At 51.1% G+C, this 19599-nt stretch carries 13 protein-coding genes; 10 read left to right on the top strand and 3 right to left on the bottom strand.

Annotated elements, in window-relative coordinates:
- The first annotated feature begins 4 nt into the window (after nucleotides 1-4).
- The 4 genes from Ga0123461_RS10810 (at nucleotide 5) to Ga0123461_RS10795 (ending at nucleotide 9430) form a co-directional block, all read left to right on the top strand.
- Nucleotides 5-4063 carry a response regulator gene (locus Ga0123461_RS10810; RefSeq protein WP_100278348.1) on the top strand — a complete coding sequence of 1353 codons (4059 nt, stop codon included), beginning with the start codon at nucleotides 5-7 and terminating at the stop codon, nucleotides 4061-4063.
- A complete protein-coding gene (locus Ga0123461_RS10805; RefSeq protein WP_100278347.1) occupies nucleotides 4060-5739 on the top strand; it encodes a CheR family methyltransferase in 1680 nt (559 codons plus the stop codon). Before Ga0123461_RS10810 ends, Ga0123461_RS10805 begins: the two co-directional genes overlap by 4 nt.
- Nucleotides 5727-8057 carry an ATP-binding response regulator gene (locus Ga0123461_RS10800; RefSeq protein ID WP_100278346.1) on the top strand — a complete coding sequence of 777 codons (2331 nt, stop codon included), beginning with the start codon at nucleotides 5727-5729 and terminating at the stop codon, nucleotides 8055-8057. Before Ga0123461_RS10805 ends, Ga0123461_RS10800 begins: the two co-directional genes overlap by 13 nt.
- A gap of 164 nt (nucleotides 8058-8221) precedes the next feature.
- Nucleotides 8222-9430 (top strand): hybrid sensor histidine kinase/response regulator, encoded by a 1209-nt coding sequence (locus tag Ga0123461_RS10795; RefSeq protein WP_198507067.1) that lies wholly within the window; start codon nucleotides 8222-8224, stop codon nucleotides 9428-9430.
- Nucleotides 9431-9498: 68 nt separating this feature from the next.
- Here Ga0123461_RS10795 and Ga0123461_RS10790 read toward each other — a convergent pair whose 3' ends face one another.
- Nucleotides 9499-9909: a YqaA family protein gene (locus Ga0123461_RS10790; protein WP_100278344.1), complete on the bottom strand. Its 411-nt coding sequence runs from the start codon at nucleotides 9907-9909 to the stop codon at nucleotides 9499-9501.
- 67 nt (nucleotides 9910-9976) lie between these two features.
- On the opposite strand from Ga0123461_RS10790, the gene Ga0123461_RS10785 reads away from it, so the two are divergent.
- Together Ga0123461_RS10785 and Ga0123461_RS10780 are read left to right on the top strand one after the other, a co-directional pair.
- Complete coding sequence (locus Ga0123461_RS10785) at nucleotides 9977-10402, top strand: methylated-DNA--[protein]-cysteine S-methyltransferase (RefSeq protein WP_232710169.1); 426 nt, start codon at nucleotides 9977-9979, stop codon at nucleotides 10400-10402.
- A gap of 38 nt (nucleotides 10403-10440) precedes the next feature.
- Nucleotides 10441-10719, top strand: a complete 279-nt coding sequence (locus Ga0123461_RS10780; protein WP_100278342.1) for a peptidylprolyl isomerase — start codon at nucleotides 10441-10443, stop codon at nucleotides 10717-10719.
- Nucleotides 10720-10798: 79 nt separating this feature from the next.
- Here the strand turns inward: Ga0123461_RS10780 and Ga0123461_RS10775 are convergent, their stop codons facing one another.
- A complete protein-coding gene (locus Ga0123461_RS10775) occupies nucleotides 10799-12943 on the bottom strand; it encodes a two-component system response regulator (RefSeq protein WP_100278341.1) in 2145 nt (714 codons plus the stop codon).
- Nucleotides 12944-13030: 87 nt separating this feature from the next.
- Complete coding sequence (locus Ga0123461_RS10770; protein WP_100278340.1) at nucleotides 13031-13759, bottom strand: SIMPL domain-containing protein; 729 nt, start codon at nucleotides 13757-13759, stop codon at nucleotides 13031-13033.
- Between the two features lie 75 nt (nucleotides 13760-13834).
- On the opposite strand from Ga0123461_RS10770, the gene Ga0123461_RS10765 reads away from it, so the two are divergent.
- The 4 genes from Ga0123461_RS10765 (at nucleotide 13835) to nfo (ending at nucleotide 19594) form a co-directional block, all read left to right on the top strand.
- Nucleotides 13835-14332: a cupin domain-containing protein gene (locus tag Ga0123461_RS10765; RefSeq protein WP_100278339.1), complete on the top strand. Its 498-nt coding sequence runs from the start codon at nucleotides 13835-13837 to the stop codon at nucleotides 14330-14332.
- Nucleotides 14333-14348: 16 nt separating this feature from the next.
- The gene (locus tag Ga0123461_RS10760) at nucleotides 14349-15230 is read left to right on the top strand and encodes a pyridoxal-phosphate dependent enzyme (RefSeq protein WP_198507066.1); all 882 of its coding nucleotides are present in this window, start codon (nucleotides 14349-14351) and stop codon (nucleotides 15228-15230) included.
- Nucleotides 15231-15364: 134 nt separating this feature from the next.
- Complete coding sequence (locus Ga0123461_RS10755; RefSeq protein WP_198507065.1) at nucleotides 15365-18697, top strand: bifunctional diguanylate cyclase/phosphodiesterase; 3333 nt, start codon at nucleotides 15365-15367, stop codon at nucleotides 18695-18697.
- A gap of 51 nt (nucleotides 18698-18748) precedes the next feature.
- Nucleotides 18749-19594 carry a deoxyribonuclease IV gene (gene nfo / locus Ga0123461_RS10750; RefSeq protein WP_100278336.1) on the top strand — a complete coding sequence of 282 codons (846 nt, stop codon included), beginning with the start codon at nucleotides 18749-18751 and terminating at the stop codon, nucleotides 19592-19594.
- The last annotated feature ends 5 nt before the right edge of the window (nucleotides 19595-19599 follow it).

Here is a 19599-nt window from a genome sequence, read left to right as displayed (position 1 = left end):
TGAGATGAGATGGAGTGAGGCAATATTGCGCAAAACCGGCATTGAGAAGCTGGCTATCCGCAGGAAAATGTTCACCCTCTTCTATCTGGTTGTAACGATCGCTGTCGCGGTTGTCGGCTATTACGGCTATCAGTCAGCCAGAGATGCCTATCGCCAGCATGCATTGGCGCAGGTGGTGGAGAAGACAGACGATGCCTCCCGCAGCACCATGGATCTCTTGTCTCTGGTTGCCAATGACATGAACTTTATATCCAGCTATTACGGGCTGACACGATACCTCTACTGGCAGGATCTGAAGGTTCCCGGCAATGCCGCCATCTGGAAAAGTTCCACGACAGACGCATTCGAAGCGTTTATGCGTAACTACGATTATCTCTACAAGATCCGGTTCCTGGATAACAACGGGACTGAGGTCATCAGTATCCGTAGTGACAGGGCAACAGGGGAAGTGCATGTCGAGAAAGGGCGCAACCTTCAGGACAGGCGCCATGAGGCCTACTTCAGTGAAACCTATATGATGGAAGAAGACGGGCTCTACACCTCGCCGCTGGACCTGAACAGGGAGTATGGCAAAATCGAGAAGCCCCACATCCCGGTGCTGAGGTATGCCCGTCCGGTATATGGTGCCAACCATGTGAAGTACGGTGTGGCGGTGATCAATATATATGCCGATTACTTTCTCTCGTTTGTCAGAAGTATCGATGAAGGCAGTGATGGCAACTACCTCCTGATCTCGGAAGATGGCTTCTATTATTACAACCCCGATGCGGAGAAGTCATGGGGCCACCTTCTGGGTCACCATGTCAGCTTTGCCAGCGATTACCCCGAAATATTTGCCTCCATCTCCGGAAAGGAGGGCGGCCTTATTGAACTGGATAATAAGGTTATCAGCTTTACCAAGATCTACCCCAACCCCCAGGACAAAACCAACTACTGGTATCTGGTAGGTATGATTGATGAAGATGTGGTGCTGGCCCAGCTCAACCAGTTCGTCACCATATCAGCCATCATCTTTGTTATGACGCTTCTGCTCGTGTTTATCTCCGGCCGCCTCACCATCAACAGCCTGCTGAGCCCGTTGATAACCCTTACCCGCCAGATGCAGCGCCTGAGTCAGGGTGAACTGCGACGTGAGGAGATTGACTACAGGGCGGATGATGAGATCAGTGCCATGCTTAAATCGAGTGACAGCGTAATTGCCAACCTGGAGGCGCTGACCACACAGGTCGACACGATCTCCTCAGGTGATTATTCACAGCAGGTGCACGTTCTCTCCGACAAGGACAAGTTGAGCATGGCTATCAATAATATGACTGCCACCCTGAAGAAAAACAGGGAGGAGAATGAGACCCGGGAGTGGCTCTCCGACGGGCTTACACAGCTTACCCGTGAGCTCTCAGGTGAGAATAACCTGCAGCAACTGGCGGAAAAGGCTGTCTCCTTTATCGGCCGCTATGTCGATGCCGGCCATGGTGTAATCTATCTCTACAGTGAATCAGATGAAGGGGAGACGCTTGATCTTCTAGGCTCCTATATGTTTACCGAGCGAGCCAGCCTCTCCTCCCACTACAAGCTGGGAGAGGGGGCTATTGGCCAGGTTGCACGTGAGCGCAAAGCGATCCTGCTCAAGGATATCCCCAAAGAGAGAAAGATCAGTACAGGCACCACCAGTGAGACCCCGCTGAATACCTTTACCTTCCCGCTGATCTATGAGGGTGGGCTGTGTGGCGTTGTTGAGTTCGCCTCATTTGAGCCATTCACCGAGCTTAAACAGCAATTCTTTGACGAATCAGCCAGTATCATTGCATCGCTGATCTACATGGCCATCCAGAGTGGTAAAATCTCGACCCTTCTGAAGGTTTCTGAAGAGAAGAGCCGTGCCCTTCAGCAGAGTAACACCCAGATGGAGGAGCAGCAGCAGCAACTGCAGCAACAGACAGAGGAGCTGCAGCAGACCAATGCCCAGATGGAGGAGCAGCAGCAGCAACTGCAGCAACAGACAGAGGAGCTGCAGCAGACCAATGCCCAGATGGAGGAGCAGCAGCAGCAACTGCAGATGCAGACAGAAGAGCTGCAGGAGTCAAAAGAGGCACTCACCCTAAGGGCTGAGCAGTTGGAGCTCTCCAATAAGTATAAATCGGAGTTCCTGGCCAATATGTCGCATGAGCTGCGCACCCCGCTCAACTCGGTCATTCTTCTCTCCAAAATGATGATGCGCAATGAGAACGGGCATCTCGATGATGAGGATGTCAAACGGGCCAATGTTATCCACCACTCGGGCAATGAGCTGCTGCGCCTGATCAATGACATCCTCGACCTCTCGAAGGTGGAGGCCGGTAAGTTCGAACTGATTCAGGAGAGCTTTGACTCCACTCAGCTGCTGGATGAGCTGAGGAGCCAGTTTGAGGATAGCGCAAAAAATAAAGGGCTGAGCCTTATTGTTGACGATCGGCTGCATGCATCACTAAACACCGATAAAAACAAACTTCTGCAGATCCTGCGCAACCTTCTCTCCAACGCCATGAAATTCACCAAACAGGGATCTGTTACCCTTACTGCTGCAATGATCGAGGATGAAGTGCTGCCGATCAGAATTTCGGTCAGCGATACCGGCATTGGCATCCCTGAAGATAAACTTGAGCTTATTTTCAATGAGTTCCAGCAGGTGGATGGCTCCATCTCCAGAGAGTTCGGAGGCACAGGCCTTGGACTCTCCATCAGCAAGAAATTTGCAGAGCTGATCAACGGAAAGGTGAGCGTGGAGAGTAAAGAGGGCGAGGGGAGCACATTCACCGTTCACCTGCCCGGGGAAATGGAGCAGGAGAAGGCTCCTACCTCAGTAGATGCGCGGGATTATGCAGAGGCAGAAGACGATGATCGTGCAGAGCTCCGTGATGAAGGTCGCCCAATTCTTCTTATCGATGATGACAGCGATTTTTGTAAAGCTGTTATCGACATCAACCGTCAGAATGGCTGCAAAACGGTGACTGCGCATAGTGGCAAAGAGGGGTTGAAGATGGCCACCAAATACCATCCGGCCGGGATTATCCTTGACCTTGGGCTGCCGGACATGGATGGCGTTGACCTGCTTGCCCGCCTAAAGAAGAACGCTCAGACCAAGGCTATTCCCGTCTATGTCGTATCCGGCCGGGATAAAGACGAGGCCCTGCTGAAGCAAGGTGCTCTGGAGTACCTGCAGAAGCCGGTAACAAGTGATGACATCACCGATATGACCCATGCCATTCTTCAGACGATCAGCAGCGGTGTGAAATCTATCCTTGTTTATGCAGGTGAAACGATCTCTTATGCAGAAATATTAGAGTTGGCGAAAGCGATGGATACTCAGGTCATCGACATGAGTGATTCGGAAGCATCCCTTGAATTGATAGGTGAACAGGAGAAGTTGCTTGCCATCGTTGATGCAGCCCCCTCTAAAGGAGCAATGCTGGATATCTGTGCCGAGTTGAGGAGTCGGTGGCCCGATATCTCTATCGTTATCGGCGCCGCCTCAGCCCCAGATGCCGATGATGAGGCAGCTATTGCCAAGTTTACAGATACGGTCATCGTCAAGTCTTCCGGGGCGCAAAGCCGGTTGATTGAAAATATTGAACACTTCCTTCGCACGGCTTCTAATCAGCAACTGGACCCGGCCCGGCCGAACCCTGTTCATGCTGATCAGAAGGTGCTCAAGGGAAGTAACATTCTTGTTGCCGATGACGATGCCAGAAACCTCTTTGTGATCACATCGGCGCTTGAGGAACACGGAGCGAGGGTTGTTGATGCAGTCAATGGTAATAGTGCGCTTAAGAAACTGAAGGAGGAGCAGTTCGACTTGATCCTGATGGATATCATGATGCCGGAGATGGATGGCTATGAGGCGATCAGCAAGATCAGGGCAGATGATGCATTGAAAGATATTCCCATTATCGTGTTAACTGCCAAGGCGCTGAAGGAAGATCGTGAAAAATGCCTGCAGATCGGTGCCAATGACTATCTCTCCAAACCTGTCGAGTACGAAAGGCTGATTAAACTGAGCCATGCCTGGATTGAGAAGGGGAGATGAGCCTATCTGTCCATGATGGTGGAGGAAAAAGACGCCTGCTGGTTATGGGCGAGCTTTCAATACCCGAAGAGCAGAATGAGCTTATCAATGCCATCAACGACTCAGCAGGCATGGCGACTGAAGTTGCCTTTTTTGATGCCCGACTGCTTCCGGGGAAGCTGATCAAAGTGCTGGCATCTCACTCCTCGGGCGTGAAGCCTCTACGCATACGAACCCATCACCCGAGCCTTTCTCATTATCTGAATAAACTAAAAATCAACTCCAGAAATGATCTGGCAATAAGTGAGAACAAAAGGCATCCAACATTCAAGGCTCTAGCTCTAGGTGGCTCGGCAGACAGCCTTGCGAAAATTCTTCATATCATCGAATCGCTGCAATTATCTGAGTTGACTGTTTTTATTGTTCAACATGTCTCCGAGGATCAGACCAACCTTCTGGATAAACTGTTGAAAATGCGTACTGATTACAGCGTGCTCATGCCGCATCACATGATGCCGGTTGAGCCTGGCACAATTTATATTGCGCCCCCCGGCCATCAGCTTCGCATTCATGAACAACAGGTCTACCTGACGCGCGACCGTAAAGTCCGCTTTGCACGACCATCGATTCAGGTGTTGTTTGAGTCACTGGCATACGAATATGAATCCAGCCTGATGGTCGCCCTGCTCTGCGGTTATGGCGATGATGGTGTGGAAGCATTGAAGGTTCTACGTGATAAAGGCGCAACCGTATTGATCGAGTCCCCTGAAGAGTGCGAGGCAAAGAATCTGCCACAAAATGGCATCGACAGCGGCCATTACGACCATGTTCTTAGCAGAAAGGGAATTCAGAGTTTTTTTTCCAGTGCTGCGATCAAGAACAGCTTACCCGACCTGCACACGATCAGCTCCTTTCTCGAAGCTGTCAGGGAGCAGTACGGTTATGACTTCACCGAGTATCAATCAGGCACCCTGCAACGGCGTATCGAAGTGATGCTCAAAAGCTGTGGCGCTGCCGATTTCTTTTCGCTACAGCGGGATGTTCTGACAAATCCGGAAGCCTTTGATCTGCTCTTCAGTTCACTCTCCATCAATGTGACTACATTCTTCAGGTCTCCTGAGCAGCTCGACTACCTGCGCCAGAAGGTGTTCCCGTTTCTGGAAAGTTTTCCGCATACCAAGATATGGGTGGCCGGTTGCTCAAGCGGTGAGGAGGCGTATTCGCTGGCTATTCTGCTCAAGGAGGCGGGGCTGCTGCAGAGAACTACCATCTACGCAACGGATATCAATTCATCCATTCTCTATGAGGCAAAAAACGGCATCTATTCATGCCAGAAGATGGATGAGTACCAGGATAATTATCGATTAAGTGGCGGTGCTCGGAGGTTTGCGGACTATATTGAAAAGCAGGGTGACATCTTCTCAATCGCCCCGGAGCTTCGGGAGAGGGTGCTCTTCTTTCGCCATTCACTGGTTAATGAGGCTGTCTTTAATGAATTTCAACTTATCCTCTGCCGTAATGTCATTATCTATTTCTCTAATAAGCTGCAAAATCATGTAATGCAGCTCTTCTCACGCTCCCTGCATCGCGACGGTTTCCTGACTCTCGGGGATAAAGAGTCACTGAGCTTGGGTGACGGTAATCGTTATTTTAAAGCTGAAAACAAAGAAAAGAAGGTTTATCGATGGTTGAGCTAACAGCGGGCAATGATATTCCCTTCAAAATCCTGATTGTAGATGACAATCCAAGTAACCTGTTCACGCTTGAGTCTCTGCTTCGGCGACTGGAGCATTGTGAAGTAGTGCAGGCCTCTTCCGGTGAAGCTGCGCTTGCAACCACTATTGAGAACTCCATCGACCTGATTCTTCTGGATGTCCAAATGCCCGGGATGGATGGCTATTCAACTGCAGAACATTTGAAAATGACCAGGCGCACGAGGGATATTCCAATCATTTTTATAACAGCGGTATTCAAGAGCGCTGAGTTTATCAAACGTGGCTATGAAGTGGGTGCAATTGACTACCTGACAAAGCCACTGGATGAGAATCAGTTGCTTAACCGTATAAGGCTTCACCGTAAAATATTCGAACGTGAAACGGCACTTCGAAAGGCATTAAAAACACTCGAATTTGAAAGTCAGGAGCGTTTCCGCTCTTATTTCGAACGCTCTACTGTCGGTATGGCGATTGTTAACCCCGACAGGAGCTGGCAAGAGGTGAACGATGCCCTGTGCCTCATGCTGGGCTACAGCCGTGATGAATTGATGCACATGTCCTGGCCTGAGTTGGTTTGCCCTGATGATCAAAAGCTTGATGAGGGTTGTATCAACTCATTATTAAGCGGCGAGACTGATGACTATACAATTGAGCTACGGTTTGTTCACAAAGACGGTAAAGTTGTTCACACACATTTCGCAGTGCGCAGCGTACACAAAGAGCAGGGCGGTATTGATTATCTGACTGCAATGATAGTGGATGTCAGCAAAACCAAGGAAGCGGAAGCCGTACTGCGTAGGTTGTCTCAGGCTGTTGAGCATGCTGGTGAATCCATCATGATCACAGACAGCAGCGGTATCATCGAATATGTGAACCCTGCCTTCTCTGAGCTTACCGGATATAGCAGTGATGAAGTTGCCGGGCAGAATCCGAAGGTTCTTAAGAGCGGCAAGCAACAAGCGCTTTTTTATGAAAAGATGTGGAATACCATACTTTCTGGTCAGGTCTGGCATGGTAAAATGATCGACAGGAAAAAGGATGGCAGTTTCTATCCGGCCATGGTGACGATTTCACCCATCAAGAGTGAGTTGGGTGAAACGACCGGTTTTGTCTGCCTTCAGCAGGATTTGAGCGAGAATGAGGAGCTTGAGAATCGATTCTATCAGGCTCAGAAGATGGAGGCGCTTGGAACACTGGTGGGAGGTATTGCCCACGAATTTAATAATTCATTGGCCGGAATTACCGGCAACCTATATTTGGCAAAAAAACGAGCATCGCAGCTTCCAGAGGTGATTGAAAAACTGGATATTATTGAGAAGCTTTCGTTCAAAAGTTCTGAGTTGATTAAAAACCTGCTCTCTTTCGCACGTAAAGGGGTGGTCCAGAAAACACCGATCAACTTGCCCCTCTTTCTGAAAGAGGTCATAAAAGTACATCGGGTTTCGCTACCGGAAAATATCCGGCTGGATTTGGATGTTGGAGCCCTCCCCATGACAGTCAACTGGGATGCGAACCTTCTTCAGCAGGCATTGATCAATCTCATCAACAATGCCTGTGATGCGTTAATGACGGTTGAAGAGCCCTTGATATCTATCAAATTAAGCGAGTTTTCTGCTGATGGTGATTTTCTTGCTAGGCACCCTGAAACCGACGCTGACAACTTCGCTTGTCTCTCCATAAGAGATAATGGAGCGGGTATCAGCCCGGATGACCTGCCTCATATTCTCGAGCCCTTTTATACAACCAAGAAAATCGGCAAGGGGACAGGGCTCGGTCTCTCAATGGTAAGCGGGGCGATGCATGCCCACCAGGCTTGTATGGAGATTGAGAGCGTTGAAGGCGAAGGGGCGCTGTTCCTGTTTTATCTGCCCTTACAGGAGACAGAAGAGATTGAGTTTTCTCCCCGGCAGCGTGAGGTGATTGAGAGTGGGGTTGGTGAGCTAATACTGCTGGTCGATGATGAAGAAAATATTCTCGAGACAAGCAAAGAGGTGCTGGAATCGATTGGTTATCGGGTGTTGGTAGCTTCGGATGGTTCAGAGGCCGTTGATGTTTTCAAGGCCAATAAAGATGAAATTTCCATCGTTGTGACCGACATCATGATGCCAAAGCTTGGAGGTGTTGAAGCAGTTGGACTTATGAAGAAGATTCGTCCTGAGATTAAAGTTGTTTTTACCACAGGATATAACAAAGAAGAGGAGCGGCTTGGTGATGTTCATTCGAGCGATGTTATCGTTCTATATAAGCCCTACGAAGTTGATGAGCTTGGCAGAACCATCAGAAGGGCGTTAGACGCATAGGATTCGCCGCTATTTTGAGCCATGGTTTTGCGTGTAGCGAGGAGATGTGGCGCTTTCTGGTGCTCTCTGGATCGTGACGTTTTTACCAGTGGGTAAAAAGGCGATAAATATGTGAGACGGTAGTCGATAGTCAGGGCATGAAGTGGATAAAGGAGGCTTTACTGATGGCTGGGTTAAAAGAGTTCAATGCTGTTGATGACAGCCCCTACAATATTCTCATTGTCGATGACAACCAGAGCAACCTGTTTACGCTGCACTCACTGCTTAAACGGGTGAAAAACATTCATGTCATAGAGGCTGACTCGGGTGAAAAAGCCTTGAAAATCGTCATCGAACAGCCGGTCGACCTGATACTCATGGATGTGCAGATGCCGGAAATGGATGGCTTTGAGACTGCCAAACACCTGAAGATGACAAGCCGAACCAGGGAGATACCCATTGTTTTTATCACCGCTGTGTTTAAAGCCGAAGAGTTCATTAAACATGGCTACGAGGTGGGGGCCATTGACTACCTGACCAAACCTATTGATGACAACCTGCTCATCAGTCGCCTCTCTCTTTACACCAATATCATCGGGCGTAAGCGTGCTGAGGAAAGTCTGCTGCATGCACATCAGATGCTTGAGAAGAGGGTGCGTGAGCGCACTCGCGAATTGACCATCGCCTACAACCAACTCAAAGAGGTGGATAAGCTTAAATCCACGTTTCTCTCCACGATGTCGAACGAACTCCACAACCCTTTGAATGCCATTATCGGCTTCGCCTCCATGTTGAGGCGGGGCATGGAGGGAGAGCTCACCGATACCCAGCTGGACCGCGTGACTCGCATTGAGGCTGCAGGGCAGCAGCTGCTGGAGCTTATAACCGAGGTGTTCGAGATATCCATGCTTGAGTCAGGAAGTGTAAAGGCCAAAGCAGAGACATTCTCGATGATTGAGGTTATCAATGAGGCGGTTGCAAAGGTTAAACCGGATGCCGAGAGGAAAGGAATCAGGGTATGTGTTAAAAAAAATGGCGACACCTCCATTCGCTCGGACAGGGAGTGGCTGATCAAGTGCCTGCTCAACTATCTTAGTAATGCTGTGAAATACAGCACAGGGGGAACAATAACGGTATGCGCCAGCGAAGATGGTGAAAACATACAGGTAGATGTGATGGATGAGGGTATTGGTATCAAGAAAGAGGATCAGGAGCGTGTGTTTCTCGCATTTGAGAGGCTGGATACCCCCCTCTCTGCCGTGGCGGGTGGAACAGGCCTTGGCCTCTATTTGACCAGGCTCATTATCCATAATCTATTGAAGGGAGAGCATGCCTTAGAGAGCACCTCTGGTAAGGGCAGCAGGTTTAGCTTCACCATTCCCAAAACATCTTAATGTGGCGTGAAATGCGCCAGTCTGGCTGGGTAAAGCTGTCTTTGGCTGTTTCTTCAGCTCCGGATGTTTCAAATAAATGGCGATACCAGAAGGGCATAGCGGGCCAGCTTCCCTATCGATACAAGCACCAGAAAGGTAATCAGATGGCAGCGCAACAGCCCTGCCACGAGACAGAGCGGATCACCGACAATGGGCAGCCAGGCAAACAGCAGTGATGGCTTGCCATATTTCTCAAACCACTTTTCTGCCCTTTCGGTCTGTGCCTCGGAGATGCGCAACCATTTTTTGTGCAGGGCCTCGTTGCCGAGCCGCCCCATGCCGTAGGTAATCAGGCTACCGAGCACGTTGCCGATGGTGGCAATCAACAGGAGCGACATCACACTGCCGCCTTCATTGAGACGATAGAGCAGCAGTGCCTCCGACCCTCCCGGAAAGAGGGTGGAAGAGATCAGCGCCGAAAAGAAGAGTGCCCAGTCCATCGCTGCACACTAGGTGGCTGGCGGAATTTCGACCACTGTTCCTGAGATGATCTGCTAGAATATGGTCATGCTCTACCTGTTCAACTCGCCATTAGGGCCGATCTCTTACCGCTGGGATGGAGAGGCGTGCCAAGAAGTCAGCCTCTCTGCACAGATTGGGATGCCTGAATCGGTTGATCCGGTTTCTGAATGGTTGAATGCCTACTTCAGTAATCAGCAGGCTCCTTTGCCGCTTCTGGCTGAAGCTGCAACACCTTTTCAGGAGAGAATGCGGCAAGGATTGCTGGCGATTCCGTTCGGTGAGGTGCGCACCTACGGCGAAATTGCAGCAACACTGCATACCGCCCCACGGGCGATGGGGCAGGCGCTCGGCGGCAACCCACTGCCCATCCTGATTCCCTGTCATCGCATCATTGCAGCCGATGGTTTGGGTGGTTTCTCCTGCGGCATCGAGTGGAAGAAGAAGCTGTTGAAATTTGAACGCAGCTTTTGAGCTGTTAGTGTGCTCGAAATTTATTAAAGAGGTGTATTATGACAGTAGCAAGCGCCCGCCATATCCTGGTGGAAAGTGAAGAGAAGTGTAACGAACTGAAAGCGGCTATCGAAGCCGGTGCCGACTTTGCCGAGGTCGCATGCCAGAACTCCAGCTGCCCATCCGGCCGCAATGGTGGTGATCTGGGTGAGTTCGGTCCGGGTATGATGGTACCGGAATTCGACAAAGTGGTCTTCTCCGCCGAGGTTGGAACCGTACAGGGGCCGGTTAAGACTCAGTTCGGCTATCACCTTCTGGAAGTTACCAGCCGCAGTTAAGCTGTTTGATGCATGACTAAAAAGGCGGGGATATCCCCGCCTTTTTTATGAGCTGTTATGAGTCAGTGCGATCCATGGGTTAGCTGTCCAGCATTGATTTTCTGTTTTTCAGCTGTTCAACGATCTTATCTGCCGGAACCGGTGGACTGGAGAGGTAGCCAAGCATGCCGTCGGAGTCATGCGCGCGTAAAAACTGCAACTGGTCGTTGGTTTCCACGCCCTCCGCAACCACCTGATGATTTAGAATGTGCCCCATCGCAATGATGGCATTGGCGATCTGGCCGCTGTCTCCACCCTCGCCGATCTGGTTGACCAGTGACCGGTTCATCTTCAGCTCATGCACAGGCATGTCCTTCAGGGACTGCAGTGAGAAGAAGCCTGCGCCAAAGTTATCAATGGTCATTTTTATGTTCAGATCATTGAGTTCATTCATGGTTTTGATGACAGAGGTGCTATGCTGCATCAAATCATTTTCACTGATCTCCAGCTGCAGCATGCTGGAGTCCAGATTGCACTCATCCAGAATGCGTGCCACCAGCTTGCTGAAATCAGGATGCCTTAACTGCTCGGCTGTAACATTGACCGATACAGGTACGATGGGAAGCCCTGCATCCTGCCATGTCCTGTTCTGGGTGCAGGCTCGACGCAGTACCCACTCCCCAATCGGCACGATAAGGCCTGTCTTGTTGGCGATGGGAAGGAACTGGTTGGGATAGAACATGCCTGATTCGCCGCCCCTGTTCCAGCGCAGCAGTGCATGGGTGCCGGTGATCAGGCCGTCCTTCACACCAACCTTGGGCTGGTAGTGAATCACCAGCTCATCATTTGCGATGGCCTGGCGCAGGGCCTTTTCAACAAGCAGCTCCTCACTTAGCTCAGTCGATAAGCCTTGTCCGGAATTGCGATAGATGCAGTAGCGGTTGCGCCCCATCTCCTTGGCCTGATACATGGCGTCGTCTGCCAGTCGCATGCAGGTCTCTACATCGCCATGTTCCTGAGATTTCATGCAGATGCCGATGCTGATGCCAAGTACATAGTGGGTGTCCTTAAGCAGCATGGGCTCCTGAATGCTGGCAATAACCTTGTCTGCGACTAGGCAGGCGGCCTTTTCTGAAGCGATATCTGCAAGGATGATACTGAATTCATCGCCGCCGATCCTGGCGACCGTATCGGTTTCACGGATACACTCCTGTAATCTTTTGCTGACCTCTATGAGTGCTTGATCACCCCACTCATGGCCAAGCTCATCATTGATGGGTTTGAAGTAGTCCAGATCCATGAACAGCACCGCCATATTGGTCTTGTTGCGGTGCGACTGTGCCAGGGTCTGCTGCAGGCGGTCATAATAGAGGCTTCGGTTCGGCAGCCCTGTGAGCGGGTCCGAATAGGCCATCTCCCTGATCTTCTCTGCGCTGAGTTTCTGGTCGGTGATGTCCGTTATGAAGCCCAGAAACTCAGGTTCTCCATCCCTGTTTTTTTCCACCCTGAACTCGTCAGCTACCCAGAAGTAGTGGCCATCCTTATGTCGCAAACGGTACTCAATTCGGCTGCTTCCACGCTTAAGCCCGCGCACCAGCTCAGCCTGTACGTGCTCAAGATCATCAGGGTGAATCTGCTTCATTCTCAGATCCGCTTCGCTGGTGCACTCTTCATTCTTATGGCCACACATGCGCTGGATGTTTTCGCTGATAAACAGGGTGGCATAAGGGGCAGTCGTTTCTGCTGCATAGATGACAGCTGCAGTTGATGTCAGCAGGAAGTTCAAACGCTCATTGGCCATGCGAGCTTCTGCCTCGCTCTCCTGAAGCTGCTGGTGCATAACCTGGAAATCCTGCAGTTGCCGGTTCTCATCTTTCAGGGCGCGAAAATCTAGGCAGTGTTTGACACTATGAACCAGTTCAAGCGGCGCGATCGGTTTTTCAAGGTAGTCGGCAGCACCCTGTCGCAGCGCATCGATGGTGTTTTGTTTGTCGGCATAGCCGGACATCATAATTGCCGGGCAATCCGGGCGGTGTCCGCGGATATAGGTGAGAATGTCGAGGCCTGATTTCCCACTGAGCTGGATATCGAGCAGGGCAAGGTCAATGGAGTCGTCGATCAGAGTGATGGCCTGATCGTAATCTTCAGCCGTACAGGCCAGAAAACCCGCATGCTCCAGCACCTGACTATATGCCTCTCTGAGGGACTCCTGATCGTCAACAATAAGGATTTTGGATTGTTTCAAGCCAGCCTCCCCGTTGGTTTATAAAACGTCCCAATATCTAACCATAGCATAAATTATGAAAACTGTTAGATAGTGTAAAGCAGGGGTTTATCTGGCGACAGGAAAATCTGTGAATGGAACCTCGATTTCACCATTGACTGTGACGCGAACCAAGCCTTCTCCGGCAGAGAGGGCCGGCGGGGCAGAGGCCTCGGCAGCCTTGGCCATCATCGCCATCTCAGCCCGATACATGACGGGCTGAGGTGTGTGGCTGCTGCTGTTCAGGCGAATGATGCGAAAGCTTCTGGCATCTACGCCCCTGGCGATGGTTGCAGCCTTGGCCCGAAACGCCTTGATGGCCTGAAGGCGTAACAGCGCCTGTGTTTCCAGAGAGCTGTTTCGGCTAACCCTGAACTGCAGGTTGGCGAGGTTTGCCCCTTCAGCTTCGATTGCATCCAGCCACTCTGGCACGGCATCAAGGTTGCTGCTGGTGATCTGCTCGGTCTGGGTCATGCGCCATGCGGTGCGGATGCGTGTCATGTTCTTCGGATGGTGCCACACCGGCTGCATGGTGCGATCGGTGGTTTTCATCTTCACACCCCTTTCACTTTTCATCCGCTTCTGGATCGCAGCACTCACCCGATTGACATGCTGGCGGATTTCGTTGGCATGTTTGCCCTCTTTTTCAACCCGAAAGGTGATCACCATCTCGTCATTGGGAATTTCGGTTTCCGCACTGGCTGAGATGTTGATGCGTGTGCCGGCCGGCTGATCACTTTCGGCCTGCGCCAATGCAGGGGTGAAGAGTAGAAGGGAGAGCATAAGTAGGTATCGCATAAAGCCAGTATGGAACTGATTTTTTCAATCTGCAAGCTAGGGTTGCCGAGATTGTATACTTGGAAGGCAAGGATTATGAGAACGATAAATGAAATAATTGAACAGCTGGGGCTCAAACAGCATCCGGAAGGAGGATGGTATAGAGAGAGCTACCGCTCTTCCGAGACGGTTCCACTGCATGGACTGCCGGCGCGGTTTGATGGCGAGCGTTCCTTTTGCACCAGCATCTACTTTCTGCTGAGTGGCGATGAGTTCTCCGCCTTTCACCGCATCAAACAGGATGAGTTGTGGCACTTCTATGATGGAGATGGCTTGACGGTGCATGTAATTGACAAGGCAGGTTCCTGCCTAGAAAAGAAGCTGGGGCGCAATGCTGAAAAGGATGAGTGTTTCCAGCAGGTGGTGGAAGCGGGCGACTGGTTCGGGGCAAGCGTACCTTCCGGCGGCTTTGCACTGGTTGGGTGTACGGTTGCTCCTGGATTCGATTTTGCCGATTTTGAAATGCCATCGCGCCAGGAGCTTCTGTCGCTTTATCCGCAACACAGCACTGTGATCGAGAAGCTGACACGGTAGTTTGCAAGAGATGCGCATGAAGCCGCTTTCCGGGATTGAACATTTTGTTTTACGAGGTAGGGAATTCTTCGTTAAACGGGATGATCTCATTGATCCACTACTTAGTGGCAATAAATATCGCAAGCTCTATAGCCTGATAAAAACGCCTGCTGAAACCTATGACGACATCATCTCCTATGGCGGCACACAGTCCAATGCCATGCTCTCCATTGCCGCGCTCTGCCATCAAAAAGGGTGGGACTTTCACTACACATGCAAACTTCTGCCTGAACACCTCAAGGCCTATCCGAGCGGCAATTTAAAGTTGGCACTGGAGCTTGGCATGCAGCTGCACGAGGTGGCGCATGAGGCCTACGAGGAAACGGTCCGGCAGCTGAGGCTGCAGCGAAAAACATCAACACTGTTTGTGCCTCAGGGCGGAGCAGATCCAATTGCAGAGGAGGGCATCACACTGTTGGCTCGGGAGATAAGTGGATGGCAGCAGGAGCAGGGTCTTGATGAACTTCATGTGGTTACCCCTTCAGGCACCGGTACCACAGCGTGTTATCTCGCCTATGCGCTTCCCGATGCCAAGATTCTGACCACGCCTACTGTCGGCGACAGAGATTACCTGATCCATCAAATGGAAATGCTGGGAGCCCTGCCGCCAAACCTGCGGATTCTCGAAAACGAAAAGAAACATCACTTTGCCAGGCCCTATCCGGAGTTTCTCGCCATATACCGGGAGCTGAAGGCTGCTGGTATAGAATTTGACCTGATCTATGGGACTAATATGTGGCATACACTGCTGCAACATGTTGAGTTGATCGATGGTGCGATCCTTTACGTTCACAGTGGCGGCTTAATTGGCAACGAGACGATGCTGAACCGCTATTTCCATAAAGGGCTTTTAGCGTGACATGAAATTGATATGTGGCACATTGCTTGCTGCATCACTGTCTGGTGAAATAATCTCCAGGGAGGACGAAAATCGCATGGGTGGACTGAACAGAGATGGCTAGAGCTAAAGGTATGAGCCTGCGGAGCAGGGTAATGTTCATTGTTCTGGCAATTCTTCTGGCTGGCGCGGCATTGCTTTTCTTCAAAATCCAGGATGATCAGCGGAAGTCACTGCGCGAGGGCTATGCTTCTGCTGTAGAAAGTGCAGTTAGCAACCGTGGTGTACACCTGCAGGTATACATTAATGAACTGAGTAAGCAGACACGGTTTCTTGTCCAGACTCCGCCAGTGCGGGCCATTGCCCGCGCCGTCAGGAACGGCGGAGTCGATCCGGTTGAGGGTGACTCGCTAGCGGTATGGAGGGCGCGGCTTGAAGAGATATTCAAATCATTCCTTCTGGCGAATCCCCACTATTTTCAGCTGCGCTTTATTGGCCTGGCCGACAACGGCATGGAGCTGGTACGCGTTGAACGACTTGAAGACGAGCTGGTAGTAGCGACAGATGCACGGCTGCAAGCAAAGGGTGACCGCGACTACTTCTTAGAAACGCTGAAGCTGGCTGACGGAACTGTTGGAGCTGCATATATCTCTGAAATCACTCTCAATCGTGATCATGGCAAGATTCAGCTGCCTCATGTGCAGACGATCAGAGCCTCAGTGTTAGTCTTTGCAGGGGATGGGGAGCTGTTCGGCATGCTCGTGGCTAACCTGGATCTCGGTTCCAGCATTGCCGAAATCATGAAGCCGGTGCGTCCCGGCATCCAGGGTTATTTAAGTAACCAGCAGGGCGATTTCCTTTACCACCCCGACTCCGAAAAGGTGTTCGGATTTGATCTGGGCCAGCGCTACCGCTGGCAGCAGGAAATGCCTGAGCTCAACCTGCAGGAGCCTGAACAGCAGTTGAGTGAATTTTCCAAGTTTGGGGCTGATTCAGGGGGCATTACTACGCAGTCGCTGAATATTGCCGGCCAGACCATGCACATGGCTGCAGCCAAGATCTATTACGACCTGAGTAATCCGGAGAGATACCTGACATTGATCTATGGTTTTCCTGATGCCCTGATTGATGAGAGGACAGCATCGCTTCGAAATATGCTGGCGTTGGGCTTCCTGGGGATTTTGCTGCTGCTTGGCTTGATCATGTCTGTCATGTTAAGGCGGATGTTTTCACCACTTGAGCAGTTGAGCGATGGAGCGATGGCGGTAGCCAAAGGTGCCCGAACGATTGATCTGCCAGTTCAGGCCCCCGGTGAGCTCGGAACCCTTGTTGATGCTTTTCAGCAGATGCTGGAGGGCATTGCGTTTCAGGAGCAGAAGGTCGGGGCGCTAAATCAAGAACTGAAACTAAGCGAGGCCTATGCCAGCCGCATTATTGAAACGGTTCCCCAGGGTATCATCGTGGTTGATGCGGATGGTCGAATTATTCGAGTCAACAAGATCGCCATCGATTTGTTTGGATATTCGCTGCAGGAGATGCTGGGGCAGCCGGTCGAATTTCTCATGCCCAAGGAGCTTATCGACATCCATCGCTCTGAACGCACTGAATACCAGCAGGGAGAACCGGAAGATAGCCGACACATGGGAGAGGGGGGCGACCATGTTGCTAAGCGTAAGGATGGGGAAGAGTTTTTTGTTGAGGTGGAACTTTGCCCTCTGCATTTGAACGGCGAGCACCATGTCATTGCTACGGTTTCCGATGTTACCCAGCGCAAGCTCGCCGAGCGGGAGCTTCAAATTGCTGCAACCGTATTTAACGCCCATGAGGCAATGTTTATTACTGATCCAGCGGCCAATATTCTCAGGGTGAATGATGCCTTCCTGAAGATCACAGGCTACAGCCGTGAAGAGGTGGTTGGGCAGAACCCCCGAATCTTGAAGTCAGGCCGCCACTCCAAAGAGTTCTACAATGAGATGTGGCGGCACATTACCGAGTATGGAGTCTGGCAGGGCGAGATATGGGATCGACGCAAGAATGGGGAGATATTTCCGAAGTGGGCGACGATCAGCAGCGTTGAAGACAGTCGTGGTCGAGTCGTCAATTATGTCTCTATGTTCTCGGATATTACTGCGGTCAAAGAGGCGCAGGAGGAGGCGTTGAAACTCGCCTACTACGATCCGCTGACCGGACTTCCGAATCGGCGTCGACTTATTGAGCAGTTGCAGCAGAACCTGAAGGAGAGTGCGCGTAACAAGCTCTTTGGTGGCCTGCTGTTTATTGACCTGGATAACTTCAAGATCATTAACGATACGCTTGGCCATGATCAGGGGGATGCTTTGCTCAAGGAGGTTGCACAGAGGCTAGAGGCGGTTCTTCGCGAGGTTGATACTGTTGCAAGGCTTGGTGGGGATGAATTCGTTATCATCCTGCACGAGTTGGGAGACGATAAAGAGCAGGCCATTGAGGGCGCCAGGCATGTCGGTGAAAAGCTTGTGGCTATCCTAGCTGAGCCGTATCGGTTGAAAGGAAAGAGTTTCAGTTGCACAGGCAGTGTTGGCGCCACTCTTTTCCAGGGTATGGACGTGAGCGTGGACGAGATATTCCGCAATTCAGATATAGCCATGTACGAGGCCAAGAAGCAGGGCCGCAACGGTCTGCGTTTCTTCGATCCGGCAATGCAGGCAACACTGGAGAAACGCAGTCAACTGGAATCAGACCTTCGTGATGCCCTGGAGCTGGGGCAGTTCGAGCTCCACTACCAGAAACAGGTGGATGATGAGGGCAAGCCTACAGGTGCTGAGGCATTGATCAGATGGAAACATCCGCAGCGAGGCATGGTTCCACCATTCGAGTTTATCCATGTTTGCGAGGAGAGTGGCCTGATTGTGCCTGTGGGGCAGTGGCTCATGAAAGAGGCCTGCCATAAACTCAGCCAGTGGCAGCAGCATGAGAGCATGAGTCATTTGAAGCTCTCTGTGAATATAAGCATGAAGGAGTTTATGGAGGATGGCTTTGTCCGGCAGGTTCATCAGACTATAGAAGCCTCTGGCGTGGATTCCGCCAGTCTCGAGCTTGAAATCACCGAAAGTATCGGGCACTCCAATCCAGAGGAGCTGATCGAGAAGCTTCACCTGTTGCGCTTGGCAGACCTCAAGCTCGCGATGGATGACTTTGGAACAGGTTACTCTTCACTCTCATACCTGAAAAAACTTCCTCTTGATGTGCTCAAGATTGACCAGAGCTTTGTTCGTGACCTTGGCGTAGATATCAGCGATGAATCAATCGTGCAGGCCATTATCAAGGTTGGGGAGACCCTGGGCTTGGAGGTGATTGCCGAAGGGGTGGAGTCTGAAGAACAGTTTAAGCTTCTTAAGCAGTATGGCTGCAGAAAGTTTCAGGGTTACTATTTCGGCCGGCCTGTGCCTGCTGAGGAATTTGAACAGGAGTTTCTTTTCGAGTCGCCTATTCTTGAAGGATCTGGGGTGTGATCATCATGTTGATCCGATAGTGTCTCCCGATCCCAGATTCGGAGTTCTATTTTGAAATATGTAGGTGCACATGTAAGCGCGGCTGGCGGTGTCGAGAATACGCCTGGCCGGGCCATTGATATCGGAGCGAAGGCCTTTGCCCTGTTTACCAAAAATCAGCGTCAGTGGGCTGCTAAGCCGCTGACGGATGAGAGTATCGCAGCATTCAAGGCCAACCTGAAAAAGGCGGAGATTGAACCAAAGCATGTTCTGCCGCACGACAGCTACCTGATCAACCTCGGTCATCCCGAGGCCGAACCCTTGGCAAAATCGCGAAATGCCTTTCTTGATGAGCTGCAGCGCTGTGAACAGTTGGAGCTTCCCCTTCTCAACTTCCATCCGGGATCACACCTGAAGAAAATCTCAGAGGAAGATTGCCTGAGTCGCATTGCCGAATCGATTAACTGGGCGCTGGATCAGACTGAAGGCGTTACCGCGGTGATTGAAAATACCAGTGGGCAGGGCAGCAACATGGGCTTCCGTTTCGAGCATCTTGCTGCGATTATCGAAGAGGTAGAAGACAAATCGCGCGTTGGTGTCTGCCTCGATACCTGCCACACCTTCACCGCCGGTTACGATATGCGCAGACCAGAGGATTGTGAGAAAACATTCGGTGAGTTTGATGCCATTGTTGGATTCAATTACCTGCGCGGCATGCATCTCAACGGTTCCAAGGCCGCCTTTGCATCACGTGTGGATCGCCACCATTCGCTCACACAGGGAGAGCTGGGGCTGGATGTGTTCCGCCATATCATGAACAGCGACCACTTCAACGATATTCCAATGGTGCTGGAAACTATTGATGAGACCATCTGGCCTGAAGAGATTCAGTTGTTGTACTCTCTGATTGAAGGCTAGGTTTG

The organism is Mariprofundus aestuarium (genome assembly GCF_002795805.1).
Taxonomy (GTDB): domain Bacteria; phylum Pseudomonadota; class Zetaproteobacteria; order Mariprofundales; family Mariprofundaceae; genus Mariprofundus; species Mariprofundus aestuarium.
The sequence above is the reverse complement of the archived record's forward strand: the minus strand, read 5'-3'. Positions and strand labels throughout refer to the sequence as shown.

What these genes read in the sequence shown, in the direction of transcription:
- Ga0123461_RS10810 (WP_100278348.1), top strand. Translation starts at nt 5, where the DNA reads ATGAGATGGAGTGAGGCAATATTGCGCAAAACCGGCATTGAGAAGCTG.
- Ga0123461_RS10805 (WP_100278347.1), top strand. Translation starts at nt 4,060, where the DNA reads ATGAGCCTATCTGTCCATGATGGTGGAGGAAAAAGACGCCTGCTGGTT.
- Ga0123461_RS10800 (WP_100278346.1), top strand. Translation starts at nt 5,727, where the DNA reads ATGGTTGAGCTAACAGCGGGCAATGATATTCCCTTCAAAATCCTGATT.
- Ga0123461_RS10795 (WP_198507067.1), top strand. Translation starts at nt 8,222, where the DNA reads ATGGCTGGGTTAAAAGAGTTCAATGCTGTTGATGACAGCCCCTACAAT.
- Ga0123461_RS10790 (WP_100278344.1), bottom strand. Translation starts at nt 9,909, where the DNA reads ATGGACTGGGCACTCTTCTTTTCGGCGCTGATCTCTTCCACCCTCTTT.
- Ga0123461_RS10785 (WP_232710169.1), top strand. Translation starts at nt 9,977, where the DNA reads ATGCTCTACCTGTTCAACTCGCCATTAGGGCCGATCTCTTACCGCTGG.
- Ga0123461_RS10780 (WP_100278342.1), top strand. Translation starts at nt 10,441, where the DNA reads ATGACAGTAGCAAGCGCCCGCCATATCCTGGTGGAAAGTGAAGAGAAG.
- Ga0123461_RS10770 (WP_100278340.1), bottom strand. Translation starts at nt 13,759, where the DNA reads ATGCGATACCTACTTATGCTCTCCCTTCTACTCTTCACCCCTGCATTG.
- Ga0123461_RS10765 (WP_100278339.1), top strand. Translation starts at nt 13,835, where the DNA reads ATGAGAACGATAAATGAAATAATTGAACAGCTGGGGCTCAAACAGCAT.
- Ga0123461_RS10760 (WP_198507066.1), top strand. Translation starts at nt 14,349, where the DNA reads ATGAAGCCGCTTTCCGGGATTGAACATTTTGTTTTACGAGGTAGGGAA.
- Ga0123461_RS10755 (WP_198507065.1), top strand. Translation starts at nt 15,365, where the DNA reads ATGTTCATTGTTCTGGCAATTCTTCTGGCTGGCGCGGCATTGCTTTTC.